This is a genomic window from Roseibium hamelinense, from assembly GCF_007830545.1.
Classification (GTDB): Bacteria; Pseudomonadota; Alphaproteobacteria; order Rhizobiales; family Stappiaceae; genus Roseibium; species Roseibium hamelinense.
In genome coordinates this window covers 214,532-230,423 of sequence record NZ_VLLF01000008.1, presented here as the reverse complement: position 1 = coordinate 230,423, position 15,892 = coordinate 214,532, and the positions used below count along the sequence as shown (strand labels likewise).

The following is a 15,892-nucleotide window of genomic DNA, read 5'->3' as shown; positions in this document are numbered from 1 at the left end:
ACTAGACGTCGGCTTTTGCGGTCTCGCCAGTGGTCGCCAGCCATTGCGCAACACGCGCTTCAGGGTCTGCATTCAACGTGATGTCGGTCACTGCTGCAATGACATCCGCACCAGCAGCCAGGACATCCGGGGCTCTTTCAACGCTGATACCGCCAATTGCAACCAGTGGCCGTTTTCCAATTCGTTTTTTCCACTCTCGCACCCGTGGCAAACCCTGCTCTTGCCATTTCATTTTCTTCAAGATCGTTGGGAAGATCGGCCCGAGAGCGACATAGTCCGGATCAAGAGATAGCGCCCGTTCAAGTTCATTTTCGTCGTGTGTTGAAACGCCTAGCCGTATGCCAGCCCGGCGGATAGCGGCCACATCCGCGCTATCCAGGTCTTCCTGACCCAAATGCACAAAGCTACAACCGAGTTCGATCGAAATCTGCCAGTGATCATTTACCACCAAGAGGGCTCTGTGGTCCGCGCAAAGATCCCTTGATGCCGCGATTTCCCCGGCGAGCGTTGCTGCGTCACGCTCCTTGATGCGAAGTTGAACCAGTTTGACCCCGAGTGGCAGAGTCCTGTGCAGCCATTCACTCTGGTCAAAAATCGGGTAAAAATTGGGTAGTTTCATCAAAGAAACGCCTTTCCAATTACCGGTGTCGAGGCCTCTGCCATATCTCTGGGTTCCATCGCGCCGCTCTCATAACTCAACCGGCCCGCTTTAGCGGCAAGCGCCATCGCCCTTGCCATCGCGACAGGATTGCCCGCGCGTGCGACTGCGGTATTCATGAGGACCGCATCATATCCCAGCTCCATTGCCTGGCTGACATGGGACGGACGCCCGATACCAGCGTCAATGACCAGAGGAACATCGGGAAACTCAGCGCGCATCGCCCGCAAACCATATTCATTGCTGAGGCCGCGAGCAGAGCCAATGGGCGCACCCCAAGGCATCAAGACTTCGCATCCGGCCTGTAACAACCGCTCCCCGACCACAAGGTCCTCCGTCGTATACGGAAACACCTTAAATCCCTCGCTGCACAGCAACTTTGCCGCTTCGACAAGCTGAAACACATCCGGCTGAAGGCTATCCGTATGCCCAATGAGTTCTAGTTTGATCCAGTCGGTACCGAACACCTCACGAGCCATTTGCGCCGTCGTAACAGCCTCGCGCACCGTGTGACAGCCGGCCGTGTTAGGCAGAACCCAGATATTCAACTTTTTAATCAAGCTCCAAAAGGACTGGCCCTGACCCTGCCGCCCTTCCCTTCTCAGGGACACGGTTGCAACGCTGGCACCGGAAGCCTTAAAAGCCTCCGCCAGCACTGCGGGACTTGGATACTGCGCTGTGCCCAACATGAGAGGATTTGCAAGGGAAACGCCATAAAAGGACTTCACATCAGCCTCCTTGCATGGGTGCGAGAACCTCGACCCGGTCATGGTCCTTTAGAACTCGTGTTTTACGCTCTAGCTGAGGTACAAAATCACCGTTCACAGCCGTTGCAAGCAGCCCGTCAAAACCGATTTCCACCAGGACTGCGTCTAGGGTCCGGGCTGACACGTCGTGCACTTCGCCGTTAAGGACAATCTTCATCGACCAACTCCGACTGTTCATTGTTCAAAATTAAGTCTGCAACACCGCTCGCAAGCGCCGGCGCAAGCAAATATCCATGCCGGTACAAACCGTTCGCATAAATATAGCGCCCTCTCCGACGGATTCTCGGTAGGTTGTCCGGAAATGCGGGCCTCAGATCGACCCCAATTTCTAGGAGTTCAGCCTCGCCGAACCCAGGGTTTAGCGCGTAGGCGGAACTCAAAAGCTCCAGAACGGACCGGACAGTCGCCCCGGATTTGTCTTCACTTTCAATCATCGTGGCCCCGATCATGTAGACCCCATCCCCGCGGGGCACCACATAGACCGGAATACGCGGATGAAGCAGCCGAACCGGCCTTCCGATCTGAACCTCTGGGGCACGCACAATCAGCATTTCGCCTTTGACTCCCCGTAAATCCTGCAGCTGGTTTTTCGCAGAAAACCCCCGACAGTCGACACGCACTGAAAAGTCGTCCGGTGCTGCGCCCGTGTGAAAACGTGCACCGGCTTGCAGCAACAGCTGGACCAAATCAGAAAGCGCCGTCCTTGGATCGAGGTGTGCTTCTTTTTCAAAGAAAAGGCCCGCTGTAAACCCGGTTAGATCGGGTTCCAGACCGAGCAGCTTGGCTTCATCGATCTGGACATACCCGGCGGTTTGTTGCGCAAACCGCCGTAGCTCTGGAAGATCACGCCGTGAGGCAACAACCAGCGTTCCATTCCGGGTTAGCGTGGTTTTACCGGACCACCAACTCAACGCTTGCTGTCCAAGCCTCAGAACCGGTTCCTCGGCATTTTCATATTCGCACCACGGCGCAAGCATCCCACCAGCCCACCAGGAACAACCATGAGGCCCGGGAAGACCATTTTTATCGAAAATATCGACCGTCATGCCACGGTCGACCAACTCTGCGGCGACACAGAGCCCGGCTACTCCAGCGCCAATGATATGGATGGATGAGGTCATTGAAACCAACGAGAGAACGTATGTGTTTTCAAAAGGTCACCGGCTTGGCTCGGACTGTCATAAGAAAACCCGAAACGCATTTGCTGCGCGACAAGCGGCCTCTGCTATTTAAAAGTGTATCACTTGGAGTTTATCAATTATTTTTAGTAGGGCCCGTCAAGAGCTGTTTTCGATTTCACAGCCATGCCCCACAATGAGTGGGTGCATTTTTGAAAGCGGAGCAAGCCCTTGAAAAAACTCCTTCTCAGTATTTTGCCGGTTGGCATATTTGTAGCACCGGCTTACGCGGCCCCGTTCAAGTATGAACTCGACCCTGCGCATACGAGCGTTGCGTTTCTGGTCGATCATCTAGGATACGCGAAAACGCTCGGTTTCTTTCAAGATGTAAGCGGAAGTTTTGTATACGATCTTGAAACACAGGTGCTTTCGGACGTTGAAATTACCGTCAAAACAGCAAGCGTTGAGAGCTTTAACGAAGCCCGGGATAATCATGTCCGGAACTCTGACTTTTTGAATGTTGCAGAGTTTCCGGCCATGACGTTCACTGCCGACGGCGGAACTCCGTCAACAGACACCACCGGCACTGTAACCGGGACCCTTACCCTCCTTGGCCAAAGCCAGCCGCTTGAGTTGGATGTAACACTCAACAAGGCGTTCGAGTATCCCTTCGGACACGGGCGCTTTACACTGGGCCTGAGCGTTCGCGGAACCCTGTTGCGGAGCGATTTCGGCATGACCTATGCGGTCGACAACGGTTTTGTCGGAGACAATGTGGACATCATCATCGAAACCGAAGCCATGCGTATGAACTAATATACATTGGCCGAAAGCGAATGCGGCTCCGAAGGTGAACGGCAAGGCCAATCCGATTTATGATACCGGCCTTGCCGCACTTTTGGGCTTAAAGACGGTCTAATAAAGCCGCAGCAACGAGCTGGTTTTAAGAACACATCGCTGCACGTCTATCTCCATTTCGGTTTTGACTGGGCCGCGCCATATTTGCTGGCCGCTTGGCCGCCTGATCTTCATACCTCCTTCCAAAAACAAGTTCCGGCAATCAGCACGCGAAATGTCCAAAGCATACGACATGAGCCGTTCGACCCGTATATGCAGTCTGACCGGGGTCCGGATTAAGATCGTCGCAGACGACCAGTCTTCGCTCATCGGCGATACTAGGTGCCTCTGGATCAAAAGACCGCGTTCCCACTCAATTTGATGGGTGAAATAAGCCAATCCGCCAACTTCAAATTCGAATCGACGGACCATTGTTTCGTCGCTTGTTTCAAGCGCGGTTAGGTACGATTTCGAAAGCGTGTTGATTGGTATCCTTTCGATAACCGGGCGGTTCCAGGTCGCGTTGCAGTGGGTGCATTTGTAAACAAGCCAGGCATCAAGCTTGCGGCCATTTGCATTCAGGCGAATTTTGCCACTGGAGTGAAAGCTTTGAACCTTACCGCACCGGCCGCAGTTGAGCCGGGGACGCGGAGCATTTTTGGCCAGAACAGTCCAGCCAATCGAGAGTGTTTTAGACATGCCATCTTGGCCTTCCATTTGGAAGTCCACCAAGAGCAGTGAGGCGGCCCGAAACGGGTGCCCGGGTTGGCCGGTACAATTGAGTTTTTGGACGCAGAGCAGGCGGGCGGCGGGACCGCATTTCGCCATAAGGCTGTCACATGGCCAAACCGGTCTCAGCTTGCATCCTGATGAACGCAGACAGGCGGACGGCACCTGCCATCCGCTAGATAGGATTTACAGCTGTAGACCGGTGTTTAAGACGGCAAACTCAGGACCTCGTCACTTTGTTCTGCGTTCGGGTGAAGCATGTATCATAGGTAGCAGGTATGATTCTACAACTTTGCCTACAACAGTCTGCGTGGAATTCATGCAGCCTATCCGAATTCGCAAATCAGCCCTGTGCGCTTTTGCGAGGAGCAGGCGTCCGCTGGCGCCTGTCAATGGCAACGCTCTTAATCAGAAGCGTGACGGCCTTGCCGGGCACGAGCCCCAGATCGGCGGCTGAAGCCCGAGTGAGACGGGCCCGGAGAAGTTGACCATCAACAGCACTCAAAATCTCGGTATAGGGGCCAGTCTCATCCGTGATGCTCTTGATCGTACCATGGAGCGCATTGCGGATGCTCAACCCCTCTGGTCGGCCCAGCGCGATCGCCACGTCACGGGCGCGAATGCGAAGCCTGATATCTTCTCCGATCGCGGTGTCAAGAGCCGGCACCTGGATGATCTGACCGCCCATATCAATGCTCGCCAGCCCCCAGTGTTTGTCGATTGCAACGACTTTACCGCTCAGCAAAGCGCTGGCCTCATGCCGGCCGGTTGCACGCCCCAAGTCTGTCCTGGCGAGCATGTCGGCCACCGGGCCGAATGCCAATACCGAGCCCTGCGAGACGATCACAAGTGTTTGTGACAGACGCGCAACTTCTTCCAGCGCGTGGCTGACATAAACGATTGGGATGCCGGCGTCTTCTCCCACTCGGTCGAGATAGGGCAAAATGTCCGACTTTCTGGCTTGATCCAGCGAAGCGAGTGGTTCGTCCATCAGCAACAAACGCGGGTCAGACAAAAGTGCCCGGCCGATCGCGACGCGCTGTTTCTCGCCGCCGGACAAGCCGCCTGGTTTCCGATCCAGGAGATGCGAGATGCCTAAAAGCTCAACAACTTCCGCCAGCGGCCGTTTGGGATGCCGCCGCCCAGCCCAATGTGCGAACGTGAGGTTGTTGCGAACAGACAAATGCGGGAACAGTCTGGCGTCCTGAAAAACGTGGCCAATCCTCCGGTCTCGCGCTGGAAGGTTAAGAGAAGACGCACTGTCGAACAGAATTTGGCCGTCGACGACAATGCGGCCGGAGGCCGGAGTGACCAGCCCGGCAATCATGTTGGTGATGGTCGATTTTCCGGCACCGGACTGCCCGAAAAGCGCGGTCACACCCGCTTCAGATGCAAATGCAGCATCGATGTGAAACCCGCCAACGCTGCCTTTGACCTCAACCTCAAGCATCGGACGCTCCCAGGCGCCGCTTCAACCGGCGGGCCATGATTTCAGAGGCAAAAAGGGCCCCAAATGCGACAATTGCGGCGATAATTGTAAGCCTGAAGGCGATCGGATCTCCCTCCGGCGTTTGTGTTGCCGTGTATAGCGCCAGAGCAAGTGTCCGGGTTTCTCCCGGTATATTAGACACAAAGGTGATAGTTGCTCCGAACTCGCCCATAGCTTTTGCAAAACCCAGAATAGCTCCGCTCAATATCCCCGGCAGCGCCAGAGGAAGGGAAATAACGACAAACGTGACCAGCTTGCGTGCTCCCAGAGATGCCGCTGCCTCCTCCAGCTTGGGGTCTACCGCCTCGAACGCCAATCGGATCGGCCGCACAATCAAAGGAAAGGCCATTATGCCGGCTGCCAAGGCGGCACCGGTCCAGTTGAATGCAAAACTGATCCCGAATGTGTTTTGCAAAAAGACACCAACAGGACCTTTGGGTCCGAAGGCAAGAAGTAACAAATACCCTGTAACGACTGGAGGCAGGACAAGGGGCATGTGTACCACAGCGTTGAGGGTCCCATGTCCGGGGAACCTGAATCGGGCAAGGATATAGGCGACCGCGATGGCTAGCGGAATTGCAACAGCAAGCGTTGCAGCTCCAACCCTCAATGTCAGCGCAAGTGCTTCCCATTCATGTGGCTGCAAATGAAATTGGTCCACGCACGCTGCCTATATTGTCCGGCGGTTAACTACTGACTGTCCTGTAGCATTGCAAAACCGCTTTCTTCAAATATCCGTTGTGCGGCAGCGCTCGAAAGATAAGCCAAAAAAGCGTCGGCGCCCTCAGCGGCATGTTGCGTCAGCGCTGCGGGATACCGTATGGCTTGGTGGCTCTCGGCAGGAAGCTTTGCAACAACATCTACCCCCGGCTCTACACTCGCATCCGATGCATAAACAAGCGCAAGCGGTGTGTCACCACGCGTCGCTGCAGCAAGGGCGACGCGGACGTTTTCCATGGGCGCCAGCCGCTTTTGAACGTAAGCCCAAAGCCCAAGAGACGTCAGCGCAGCTTTACCGTAGCGTCCTGCAGGAACAGTTTCCGTATCTGCAATTGCAAGCCGCCCGCGTCCAAGCGCATCCGAAATCCCGCCGACGTCGAGATCTAGCGGCTCGGACCCGGCGGGTCCAACAAAAACCAAGCCGTTCCCTGCAATTGCCTTGATGCTTTCCGGAACGACGGCCTGGCGTTCTCGGAGGTAATCCATCCAGATCTCATCTGCGGAAACAAAAACATCGGCCGGCGCACCGGCTTCGATCTGGCGGGCGAGTGCGCTTGTCCCGGCAAAAGAAAACAAGACCTGCATCCCGGTCTCTTCTTCAAACGCAGTCCCGATTGCTTCCAAAGCATTTGTAAGGCTCGCGGCCGCAAATACGGTCAATCGGTCTTGCGCGGCAGCTGGACTGATCATAAATACGACGCCCAAAGAAACCAAAAAACGCAGCAATCGCAATATCTTCACTTCCGATAGCCCTGTGCAGTTCAAAGTGGGCAGGCAATCATGGCAATCGAACCGAGGCTGCCATCTGCCTTCTGTCCTCGCGAATCATGTCCGCTGCCTTCTCAGCGATCATGATGGTCGGTGCATTGGTGTTTCCTGAGGTAATTGCCGGCATAATCGAGGCGTCGGCAATCCGAAGACCATTGATCCCCCTCAGCTTCAACCGATCATCAACAACGGACTGTGCATCCGAACCCATTCGGCAAGTCCCAACCGGATGAAAAATGGTTGTGCCAATATCACCCGCCGCCTGGGCCAATTGGGCGTCGCTTTGATAGTCTGCTCCAGGAAGATACTCCTCCGGCTGGTGAATTGCGAGCGCAGGCGCGGACATGATTTCCCGCGTCAGTCTAATGGAGTCGGCGGCAACTTTCCTGTCGATTTCCGTGGAAAGATAGTTTGGCAGGATTTCCGGCTGATCCGCTTTGTTCGGCGATGTGATGTGACAATGACCTCGGCTTTCCGGCCTCAAATTGCACACGCTGGCAGTGATCGCCGGGAAACGGTGCAAAGGATCGCCGAATTTGTCGAGCGAAAGCGGCTGCACGTGATACTCCACATTCGCCGCCTCGAAAGAAGGGTCTGATTTTGCGAATACGCCAAGCTGGCTCGGAGCCATGGACATCGGACCAGAACGGGTAAGCGCATATTGAAGGCCGATTTTCGCTTTGCCGAACCAGGAATGCACCATTTGGTTGAGAGTGACCGCGTTTTGAACTTTGAAGATCGTCCTGAGCTGAAGGTGATCCTGCAGGTTTTTGCCAATAGACGGCATTGCATGCGCGACATCGACGCCGGCCGAAGCCAGGATGTCGGGGTGTCCGATGCCCGAAAGCTCGAGCAATTGCGGCGAACCGATCGCACCGGCAGACAAAACCAGTTCTCCAGCAACCGTCACCTTTGACGGAGCCCCATCGACATCCAGCTCAAGAGCGCTGGCTCGGCTATTTTCGACCACGATCCGGCTGGCATGGGCCTGCGTGATTACACGCAAATTCGGCCTCTTCATCGCCGGACGCAAAAATCCTTTTGCAACGTTCCAGCGCCAACCGGACCGTTGTGTCACCTGAAAATAGGAAGCGCCGAAATTGTCACCGCGGTTGAAATCATCAATCTTAGGGATGCCGGATTGCGCACAGGCCTCGCGAAAAGCATCGAGAATATCCCACGACAGCCTTTGCTCTTCGACACGAACGCCGCCACCCTGCCCATGCAGGTCATCGTTAAGGTCGTAGTGATCCTCGGATTTCTTGAAATAGGGCAGGACGTCGTCCCAGCCCCAGCCCGACAGCCCGAACTGCCGCCACCGGTCGTAGTCCTGCGCCTGTCCACGCATATAGATCATGCCGTTGATTGAAGAACATCCGCCGATCACCTTGCCACGCGGATACATGAGCGAGCGGCCATTCAGCCCCGGATCCCTTGCTGTATGAAACCCCCAATCGGTCCGTGGATTGCCCATGCAATAGAGATAGCCGACCGGGATATGGACCCAGATATAATTGTCATCTTTGCCCGCTTCGAGAAGCAGCACATTAACGTTCGGGTCTTCCGACAATCGGTTGGCCAGAACGCATCCGGCCGAACCGGCACCGACAATCACATAGTCCCACGTCCCCAGATCTTGCATCATTCCTCCCACAATCTCGCGGTCTAGGAGGCATGGCTCCGACCGATTGGTCAAGACTTATCAAGCTGGTGCGGTTTCATTACGCGGCTTGGTGCACGCCTCGGGTGACACGGGCGGCGAAGCAGCCTGGACGCGCAAAATGAAGATGGATTTCATCGACTGCCGGTTGATCGAACATCCGCTCGACAAGATCCGCCACTTGCCTTCCATCCACCACGTCAGCGTCGACCATGTTGCCGGCTCGATCGAACCCGCGCACCGAGAGTAAACGCTTGGTAAGGAAAACAGGTATCTCTCCTTGCTTGACCTGGGCTGTTTCAGCCAGGGCACGAACATAAATGGCGTGCCGTGACCGGTAAGGCGACGCGGCCGACTGGTGCTCGAAATTAAGCAGAAAAACCTGCTCACCTTCTGGAGCGTCGCTTAGGCTGACGCGGCACGGATAGGTGCCATCCGATATGTGTACCTGTATATTCCGGGCTCGCAGCTCCTGTTCTGACAAGGTTCGAAGCTCTTCAAACCGCTCGGCCGGCAAAGCATGAATTTGAAACATCGTTGGTCCCTTTCAAATCGAATGGGACCCAGATAAAGCCAATGCGCAAATCAAACGACCCGATTTGCGAGTCAGGTCATTTGCGCCAAAGGCGTATTTGATTGCTTGTAAAAAACGTTCCGGGGCGGACGCGGATCATGGTGAAACAGATGGGCATTGTTTCGACCCCCGGCTGCGAGCCAAATTGCTCGCAAATCTTGTTTCCATGAAATCGCCATGTACCGGACAACGCCCCACTGGCACCGCTAACCTTGGAAACGGTTCCGTCATTGCGATAAATGATATCGCCAGACGAGGAGCCTTTGAAACCCAAAGGCTTGCCAATGACCTGACTCGAAATTTCCTGCTGGTTCATAGGCGACGCGTGCACGCCACCGACTGTTGCACAGACCATGAACAGGGCACACGTAGCTGGTTTAAACAACGCACCGCCTCCCGATTTGTTCGCAGTTGGAAGGCGAGACTTTTTAGCCCGCCATTTCCGCTTCCCGTACCGCAAGCTCAATCTCGTCAATCAGGGCCGGATCAAGATCCAGCCGGGCAGACAGCATTTGCAAATAGGCTTTTTCTGCAGGATGGTCCGGATTGATCGCAAGCCGGGAGGCCGCATAAATCTCGGCCGCCGTTTCCGGGCACGTCGCGCCAGCGACAACTTTGTCGAGATCCAGCGGTGCGCGCAGCTGATCCATCAAGAAAGCCTTGGCTTCGCTGTCCAAACCGGCTTCATCGATCTTCGCAAAAATCCGGTCTTGCTCCTCTCGGTCGATATGGCCATCCGCCTTGGCAGCTGCGATCATGGCTGTGAGCAAAGTAACGGCGAATGCATTTTCCCCGCCAGGCTGCCGGGCCGGGTCAAAAGGGGTGTCGCGCGGCGCTTCGAGCGGGATCGGCTCATCCTGCGGATATTGCGGACGCGCCTGGCCTTGCTGGTTCGCGCGGTACCCTTGATAGGCCTTGTAGGCAAGGCCGGCAACCAAAGCCATACCACCATATTTGACCGCTTTTTTTCCCATCTTGCGCCCTGACTTGGATCCGAGCATTAGTCCGGCCAACCCGCCAAGCGCCAATCCGCCTGCCTGCGACCCTAGGAAATCCTTGCCTTGGGACATGAGATCGTTTGACCCGCCACGGCGGGACTGGCCGCCCGGCTGGCCCGGCATCTGCCCGCCCTGGCTTCCAATGAACTGATCCAGCAAGGACTTTGCGTCAAACATCCGTTTCTCCTCAAATTGCCTGCACGGGCAAAATCAATGTCGCCCATAAAATGGTGTTTGCCGGGCCCGGCACAAGACTGCCGTGGTTTTACACATCCCTACGCCTTAGCTAGAAACTTTGACCAAACGACAACATTCTCAGGTTTGTCCATACCGCAGAGGCAGAAGATTATCGTCTTTCAGCGTTTCCATCGCGATTGAAGACCGTACATTTTGAACCGCTTCCTGAGGCAGCAAATCATCGTTGATCACTCGGCTCAAGGCCTGAAGATCGGGCACGACGATTTTGAGGATGTAATCGACATCTCCGGTCATCGTGTGCGCTTCCTGAACTTCTGGCATCGCTTTGACCATATTTCTGAATTTGCGCGCGTTCTCGCGGCTATGCGCGCCTAACGTTACCCCAACGTATGCCGTTACAGCCAAACCAAGCGCTTGCGGGCTAAGATCCGCGCGGTACCGTCGGATGTATCCATCCTTTTCCAGGCGTTGCCGCCGCCGGGATATCTGACTTGCAGACAGCCCGATTAGCTCGGCAATGTCCTGATTGGTCAGCGCAGCATTTGCCTGCAAGGCGCCAAGTATTTTCAAATCGAAGTGATCCAATGCATCAGTCATGCATGTCTTTCAAACAAATTGCACAATTTTCGCATTATTCTACGTGAATTCCCGTCGTTTGCACACAACTTGCGCATGAACCGACCGAAAATGCTCGAATGATATTTGGAGGAGTTCATTTATGGGTCCGTTCCCGCACGACGCGCCGCCCGCGCAGATTTCAGAAAACAATCCGGCCGGCACAGACGGCTTCGAGTTTGTCGAGTTTGCGCATCCTGAGCCCGAAAAGCTCGACAACCTCTTCCACAAGATGGGCTATTCGGCTGTTGCCAAGCACAAGACGAAAAACATCACGCTCTACCGTCAGGGCGATGTGACCTATGTGCTGAATGCCGAGCCAAATTCCTGTGGCATGAAATTCGTTGACCAACATGGTCCTTGCGCCCCGTCCATGGCGTGGCGTGTTGTGGACGCTGAACATGCGTTCAACCACGCGATCGCAAAGGGCGCGACGCCCTATGAAGGCGACGACAAAACCCTTGATTCACCAGCCATTGTGGGGATTGGCGGATCGCTGCTTTACTTTGTTGACCGCTACGGTGCGAAAGGCTCAGCCTACTCACAGGAGTTCGATTGGTTTGAAGCACGAAATCCGCAGCCGGCCGGCGTCGGATTTTATTATCTCGATCACCTGACGCACAACGTCTATCGCGGCAACATGGACAAATGGTGGGACTTTTACCGCGATCTGTTCGGGTTCAAGCAAATCCACTATTTCGACATCGATGGTCGCATTACGGGCCTTGTCAGCCGCGCCATCACTTCTCCCTGCGGCAAGATCCGGATCCCCCTCAATGAGTCCAAGGACGATACCAGTCAGATCGAAGAATTTTTGAAAAAATACAAAGGCGAGGGGATCCAGCACATCGCTGTTGGCTCAAACGATATCTATGACAGCACCGATATGCTGGCAGACAATGGCCTGAAATTCATGCCAGGCCCGCCCGACACTTACTATGAACGCTCGAAGGAACGCGTTTCAGGCCACGAAGAGCCCCTTGAGCGCATGAAAAAGCATGGCATACTGATCGACGGCGAGGGCGTCGTCGATGGCGGGATGACCAAAATCCTGCTGCAAATCTTCTCAAAGACAGTGATCGGCCCGATTTTTTTCGAGTTTATCCAACGCAAGGGTGATGAGGGCTTCGGCGAGGGCAACTTCCGCGCATTGTTCGAAAGCATCGAGGAAGACCAGATCCGCCGCGGGGTCATCAAGCCCGAAGCGGCCGAGTAGGGTCATTTTCCAGCGTGTTGACCTTTGACTGAAGACCAGACAAGGGTCAGCACGCTGGATATTCGTGTTGAAACCGTTGGGGCAAACGGAATAAATTCAGAGTTGACGGTTGCATCTTGTTCAACGTGACGAAAAGCCATGCCTCCAGTGGCAAAGACCATGAAGCGATCCAAAGGGGCGAAACCAAGCCGCCGCCCCAACGAAGTCGATGCTCTGTTTGGCCCCAAGCTGAAGACCTGTTCCCAGCACTGCTGCTTCGGAGAGTGTATTTGATCTGCTCCAGTCCACCCACGCGATATCGCCCTCCAAATTAACGACATTGTTGTTGATCTGACGATCGTAGCCGAGAGCGAACCTATCCAACCCGGTCAGGCCTGGGTTTAGGATAGACTGTAGAGTTTATCGCAGATGCTCGATTTGCGTCACACATCTTTCCGGCTTCACGAGAACACTCAAGAGACAGAGCGCGAAAGCAACGTACAGAAGCCAACTTTGAAACACATGCTGCTATGGGTTCCTCAAGCGCCCCGGAAGCTCAGATGCAAAAGCGGATACGGCCGTCCATCGCCGTCGGTCGGAGATTCGCCGTTACACTCAAAGCCAAGCCGTTCATAAAAGCCCACAGCTTGGCTGTTTTGCTTGTTCACATCGGTGGTCAGACTGGGGTACTGACGAAGGGCGAGTTCGACAAGGGTCTTCCCCAAGCCTTGGCCGCGGAAATCTGGATGAACAAACAATGCCTCCAGGTGACCGCCATCCAACAGCATGAAAGCCATGGCTTTGTCTGTCTTGTCCACGGCAAGGATCAAAGGCGCACTCGGCAAAAAGTCCCGCAGCATCAACTCGATGTCCCGACGGTCCTGAGTCGATAAAAAATCGTGCGTATTGTCGACGGCAGCGCACCAGATATCCAGAACACGCTCACCATCACATTCCGTAGAGGCACGTATTTGCACACCAGCCATATCGACGCTCCGTTCAGCTGCCGGTTCGTTGCTCCAGCACGTCCCAGACCCTTGCCGCAACATCCGGACCGCCGAGGTTTTTGACCGCACGGATACCGGTTGGCGCGGTAACATTGATTTCGGTCAGCATGCCGTCAATCACATCGATCCCAACGAGAATGAGGCCTTTCTCCTTTAGTGTCGGCCCCAGCCTTGCGCAGATTTGGCGTTCACGCTCGGTCAAATCGCTGTCTGTCGGAGCGCCGCCGCGCACCATGTTGGACCGCAGATCCCCTTCCGCCGGAACCCTGTTGACCGCACCTGCAAATTCACCATCCACCAGCAGGATTCGCTTGTCGCCATGTTTCACATTCGGCAAAAACTGCTGGATGACCCATGGCTCACGGAAGGTCGCGGCAAAGAAATCGTATAGTGATCCGTAATTCAGATCGTCTTTGGTTATGCGAAACACAGCGGCGCCGCCATGACCGAAAAGCGGCTTCATGACGATATCGCCGTGCTGTGCCCGGAACAAATCAATTTCGGACCGGTCGCGCGTGATCAAGGTCGGTGGCATCAGATCAGCGAACTCGGTGACAAACAACTTTTCCGGCGCATTGCGCACTTCAGCCGGATCGTTGACCACCAGCGTTTTCGGATGGATTTTATCGAGGATATGGGTGGCCGCGATGTAGGCAAGGTCAAACGGCGGATCCTGCCGCATCAACACGACATCCACATCTGCCATATTCGTCCGCCGGCGTTCACCGAGCGTGTAATGGTTGCCCTTTTCATCGCGCACCTCGACAGGCTCCAGCGCCGCGAACACGTCATTGCCGATCATCGCCAGCCGGTCCGGCGTATAGTGGTGGAGCTCATGTCCCCGGCGTTGCGCCTCAAGCATCAGCGCAAAAGCGCTGTCGCCGGCTATATTGATGGAGGCGATATGGTCCATCTGGACCGCAATTTTAAGAGCCATGAGGCAACTCCCGGCAGGAGCGCATGTGCGCCAGGGGATTGAAAAGTGGTCGGGCCAGATATGCGGATGACAAGAGGGTTTGTCCAGTGACAGACCTGATTTGCTTTATGTGCGCCCATCAAAGGCATTTGATATCCGCTCAGGCCATGCCCAAGGTCTGACAATAATCACATCAAAACGAAGCGTGAAGAACGCTGCTTTTGGATGCTCAGCAACAAAGATCCGGGCGGCCTTGACGATACGTTTTTGACTTGCCGGTGTAACCGCCTCCATAGCAGCCTGCCGGTTTTTGCGGGCCTTCACTTCGATGAATGCTACCGTTTTGCGTTTCTTCGCGACCAAGTCGATTTCGCCGGCTTTTGTTTTGTAGCGGCGCTTCAAGATCCGCCATCCGCTCAGTCGCAGCGCCCATGCCGCTTTTGTTTCCGCTGTTAGGCCTACTGCATAGGCTTTTTTGCGCTTTTTCGATCTGTTCAAGTTTGAACCATAGGCCACGCGATCAGCCCGCCTGCTCTTTGAGCGCAAGGGCGCGCTTGTATAGGTCTGCACGATCCAGACCGGTTTGCTTCGCCACGGTTTTTGCCGCAGCCGACACCGGCATCTCGTTGAGAGCAGACAGCAGAAGTTCATCTGCATCCTCTTGAGAAGCCCTGTTAGCCGCTTCTGGCGGCCCAACCAGGACCACGATCTCTCCCTTTGTCGAAATGCCTTTGAACCGCGCCGCTAATTCCGCTGTGGTTCCCCGCTCGAACGTTTCGAAACGCTTCGTCAGCTCGCGCGCGACAACCGCCTCGCGCTCCGGACCAAGCACCTCGGCCATCAGCTCTAGCGTAGCAGCAACACGGTGCGGGGACTCAAAAAACACCAATGTTGCCGGAACAAGCGCCAGTTCCTTAAGCCGGGAGGTCTTTGGCCCGCCCTTTTGCGGCAAGAACCCTGCGAACAAAATCGTGTCACTCGGCAGTCCGGCCGCGACCAGAGCCGCCATCGGGGCCGACGCGCCAGGAATCGGGATCACCTTATGCCCCTCAGCCAGCACATCACGCACCAGGCGGTATCCCGGATCGGAAACGAGAGGCGTGCCCGCATCGCTTACCAAAGCAACAGCGTGGCCACTTTCCAATGCTTCCAAGATCTTCGGCCGCTGTTTTTCGGCATTATGTTCATGATAGGGAAGGAGGGGCGTCTTCAAGCTAAAGCGCTGCGTAAGTATGCCAGTCACCCGCGTATCCTCGCAGGCGATCACCGAAGCAGCCGCCAAAGTTTCCAAGGCCCTGACAGTGATATCGCCCAGATTCCCGATCGGCGTGGAAACGATATAAAGCGCAGGTTCAATCCTGGCTGCTTCAAACGCATGAGCTGAGAGGCTATAGCGCCGGTTCTCGGCGGATTTCTCAAGCTCGCGCGTCATCATGGCTCCTTGGCGCTTTGCATTGCATGCGTCCGGCCAACCGCGTTGGCGGCCGTGTGTGTCAGCGCTACTCTCCGCTCGCAGCCGTTTCAAGTGCAAATCTTGGTTGCCGACCAGTCTCATACCTTGATCTTGCTTGCAAAACTGGACACACCGGGACGGAATTCGTAAGTGTTCAGCTGGCGGAATGATGGAGGCACTCGTGCAGGTG

At 55.3% G+C, this 15,892-nt stretch carries 18 protein-coding genes; 2 read left to right on the top strand and 16 right to left on the bottom strand.

Translation table 11 applies throughout. The annotated features are described in order from the left end of the window. Position 1: 1 nt before the first annotated feature. Genes JM93_RS16650 through JM93_RS16635 form a run of 4 tightly spaced genes read right to left on the bottom strand, consistent with a single transcriptional unit; the run spans position 2 to position 2,546 of the window. Complete coding sequence (locus JM93_RS16650) at positions 2–619, bottom strand: thiamine phosphate synthase (protein WP_145345713.1); 618 nt, start codon at positions 617–619, stop codon at positions 2–4. Next, positions 619–1,386, bottom strand: coding sequence for a thiazole synthase (locus tag JM93_RS16645; protein ID WP_145345711.1), 768 nt, complete (start codon positions 1,384–1,386; stop codon positions 619–621). Before JM93_RS16645 ends, JM93_RS16650 begins: the two co-directional genes overlap by 1 nt. Before the next feature lies 1 nt (position 1,387). Beyond that, on the bottom strand, positions 1,388–1,582 hold the full coding sequence (thiS, locus tag JM93_RS16640; RefSeq protein WP_145345709.1) for a sulfur carrier protein ThiS: 195 nt from the start codon (positions 1,580–1,582) through the stop codon (positions 1,388–1,390). Then, positions 1,566–2,546: an FAD-dependent oxidoreductase gene (locus tag JM93_RS16635; RefSeq protein WP_145345707.1), complete on the bottom strand. Its 981-nt coding sequence runs from the start codon at positions 2,544–2,546 to the stop codon at positions 1,566–1,568. Before JM93_RS16635 ends, thiS begins: the two co-directional genes overlap by 17 nt. Positions 2,547–2,774: 228 nt before the next feature. Here JM93_RS16635 and JM93_RS16630 point away from each other — a divergent pair, with 228 nt between their 5' ends. Then, a complete protein-coding gene (locus JM93_RS16630) occupies positions 2,775–3,359 on the top strand; it encodes a YceI family protein (protein WP_145345705.1) in 585 nt (194 codons plus the stop codon). Positions 3,360–3,458: 99 nt separating this feature from the next. Here JM93_RS16630 and JM93_RS16625 read toward each other — a convergent pair whose 3' ends face one another. From JM93_RS16625 to JM93_RS16590, 8 genes are all read right to left on the bottom strand, one after another. Then, complete coding sequence (locus JM93_RS16625; protein WP_170230706.1) at positions 3,459–4,097, bottom strand: DUF1062 domain-containing protein; 639 nt, start codon at positions 4,095–4,097, stop codon at positions 3,459–3,461. A gap of 355 nt (positions 4,098–4,452) precedes the next feature. Beyond that, positions 4,453–5,559 (bottom strand): molybdenum ABC transporter ATP-binding protein, encoded by a 1,107-nt coding sequence (modC, locus tag JM93_RS16620; RefSeq protein WP_145345701.1) that lies wholly within the window; start codon positions 5,557–5,559, stop codon positions 4,453–4,455. Further along, positions 5,552–6,259 carry a molybdate ABC transporter permease subunit gene (gene modB, locus JM93_RS16615; RefSeq protein ID WP_145345699.1) on the bottom strand — a complete coding sequence of 236 codons (708 nt, stop codon included), beginning with the start codon at positions 6,257–6,259 and terminating at the stop codon, positions 5,552–5,554. The genes modC and modB overlap by 8 nt, the downstream gene beginning before the upstream one ends. A 29-nt stretch (positions 6,260–6,288) precedes the next feature. Further along, a complete protein-coding gene (gene modA / locus JM93_RS16610; protein ID WP_145345697.1) occupies positions 6,289–7,008 on the bottom strand; it encodes a molybdate ABC transporter substrate-binding protein in 720 nt (239 codons plus the stop codon). Between the two features lie 88 nt (positions 7,009–7,096). Next, positions 7,097–8,728, bottom strand: coding sequence for a GMC family oxidoreductase (locus JM93_RS16605; protein WP_145345847.1), 1,632 nt, complete (start codon positions 8,726–8,728; stop codon positions 7,097–7,099). Positions 8,729–8,807: 79 nt separating this feature from the next. Continuing rightward, complete coding sequence (locus tag JM93_RS16600) at positions 8,808–9,281, bottom strand: DUF1203 domain-containing protein (protein WP_145345695.1); 474 nt, start codon at positions 9,279–9,281, stop codon at positions 8,808–8,810. Positions 9,282–9,748: 467 nt separating this feature from the next. Beyond that, the gene (locus tag JM93_RS16595) at positions 9,749–10,495 is read right to left on the bottom strand and encodes a tellurite resistance TerB family protein (protein ID WP_145345693.1); all 747 of its coding nucleotides are present in this window, start codon (positions 10,493–10,495) and stop codon (positions 9,749–9,751) included. A gap of 138 nt (positions 10,496–10,633) precedes the next feature. Further along, positions 10,634–11,113 (bottom strand): Lrp/AsnC family transcriptional regulator, encoded by a 480-nt coding sequence (locus JM93_RS16590; protein ID WP_145345691.1) that lies wholly within the window; start codon positions 11,111–11,113, stop codon positions 10,634–10,636. A gap of 121 nt (positions 11,114–11,234) precedes the next feature. Here JM93_RS16590 and hppD point away from each other — a divergent pair, with 121 nt between their 5' ends. Further along, entirely contained in the window at positions 11,235–12,347 is a 1,113-nt protein-coding gene (gene hppD / locus JM93_RS16585) for a 4-hydroxyphenylpyruvate dioxygenase (RefSeq protein ID WP_145345689.1), read from the top strand. A 518-nt stretch (positions 12,348–12,865) separates the two neighbouring features. Here hppD and JM93_RS16580 read toward each other — a convergent pair. The 4 genes from JM93_RS16580 to rsmI all read right to left on the bottom strand — a co-directional run bounded on the left by JM93_RS16580 (position 12,866) and on the right by rsmI (position 15,681). Beyond that, positions 12,866–13,312, bottom strand: a complete 447-nt coding sequence (locus tag JM93_RS16580; protein ID WP_145345687.1) for an acetyltransferase — start codon at positions 13,310–13,312, stop codon at positions 12,866–12,868. A 13-nt stretch (positions 13,313–13,325) separates the two neighbouring features. Next, a complete protein-coding gene (gene gshB / locus JM93_RS16575) occupies positions 13,326–14,270 on the bottom strand; it encodes a glutathione synthase (RefSeq protein ID WP_145345685.1) in 945 nt (314 codons plus the stop codon). Between the two features lie 105 nt (positions 14,271–14,375). Continuing rightward, complete coding sequence (locus JM93_RS16570) at positions 14,376–14,765, bottom strand: YraN family protein (protein WP_208995256.1); 390 nt, start codon at positions 14,763–14,765, stop codon at positions 14,376–14,378. A gap of 4 nt (positions 14,766–14,769) precedes the next feature. Then, positions 14,770–15,681, bottom strand: a complete 912-nt coding sequence (gene rsmI, locus JM93_RS16565) for a 16S rRNA (cytidine(1402)-2'-O)-methyltransferase (protein WP_145345682.1) — start codon at positions 15,679–15,681, stop codon at positions 14,770–14,772. Positions 15,682–15,892: the final 211 nt, after the last annotated feature.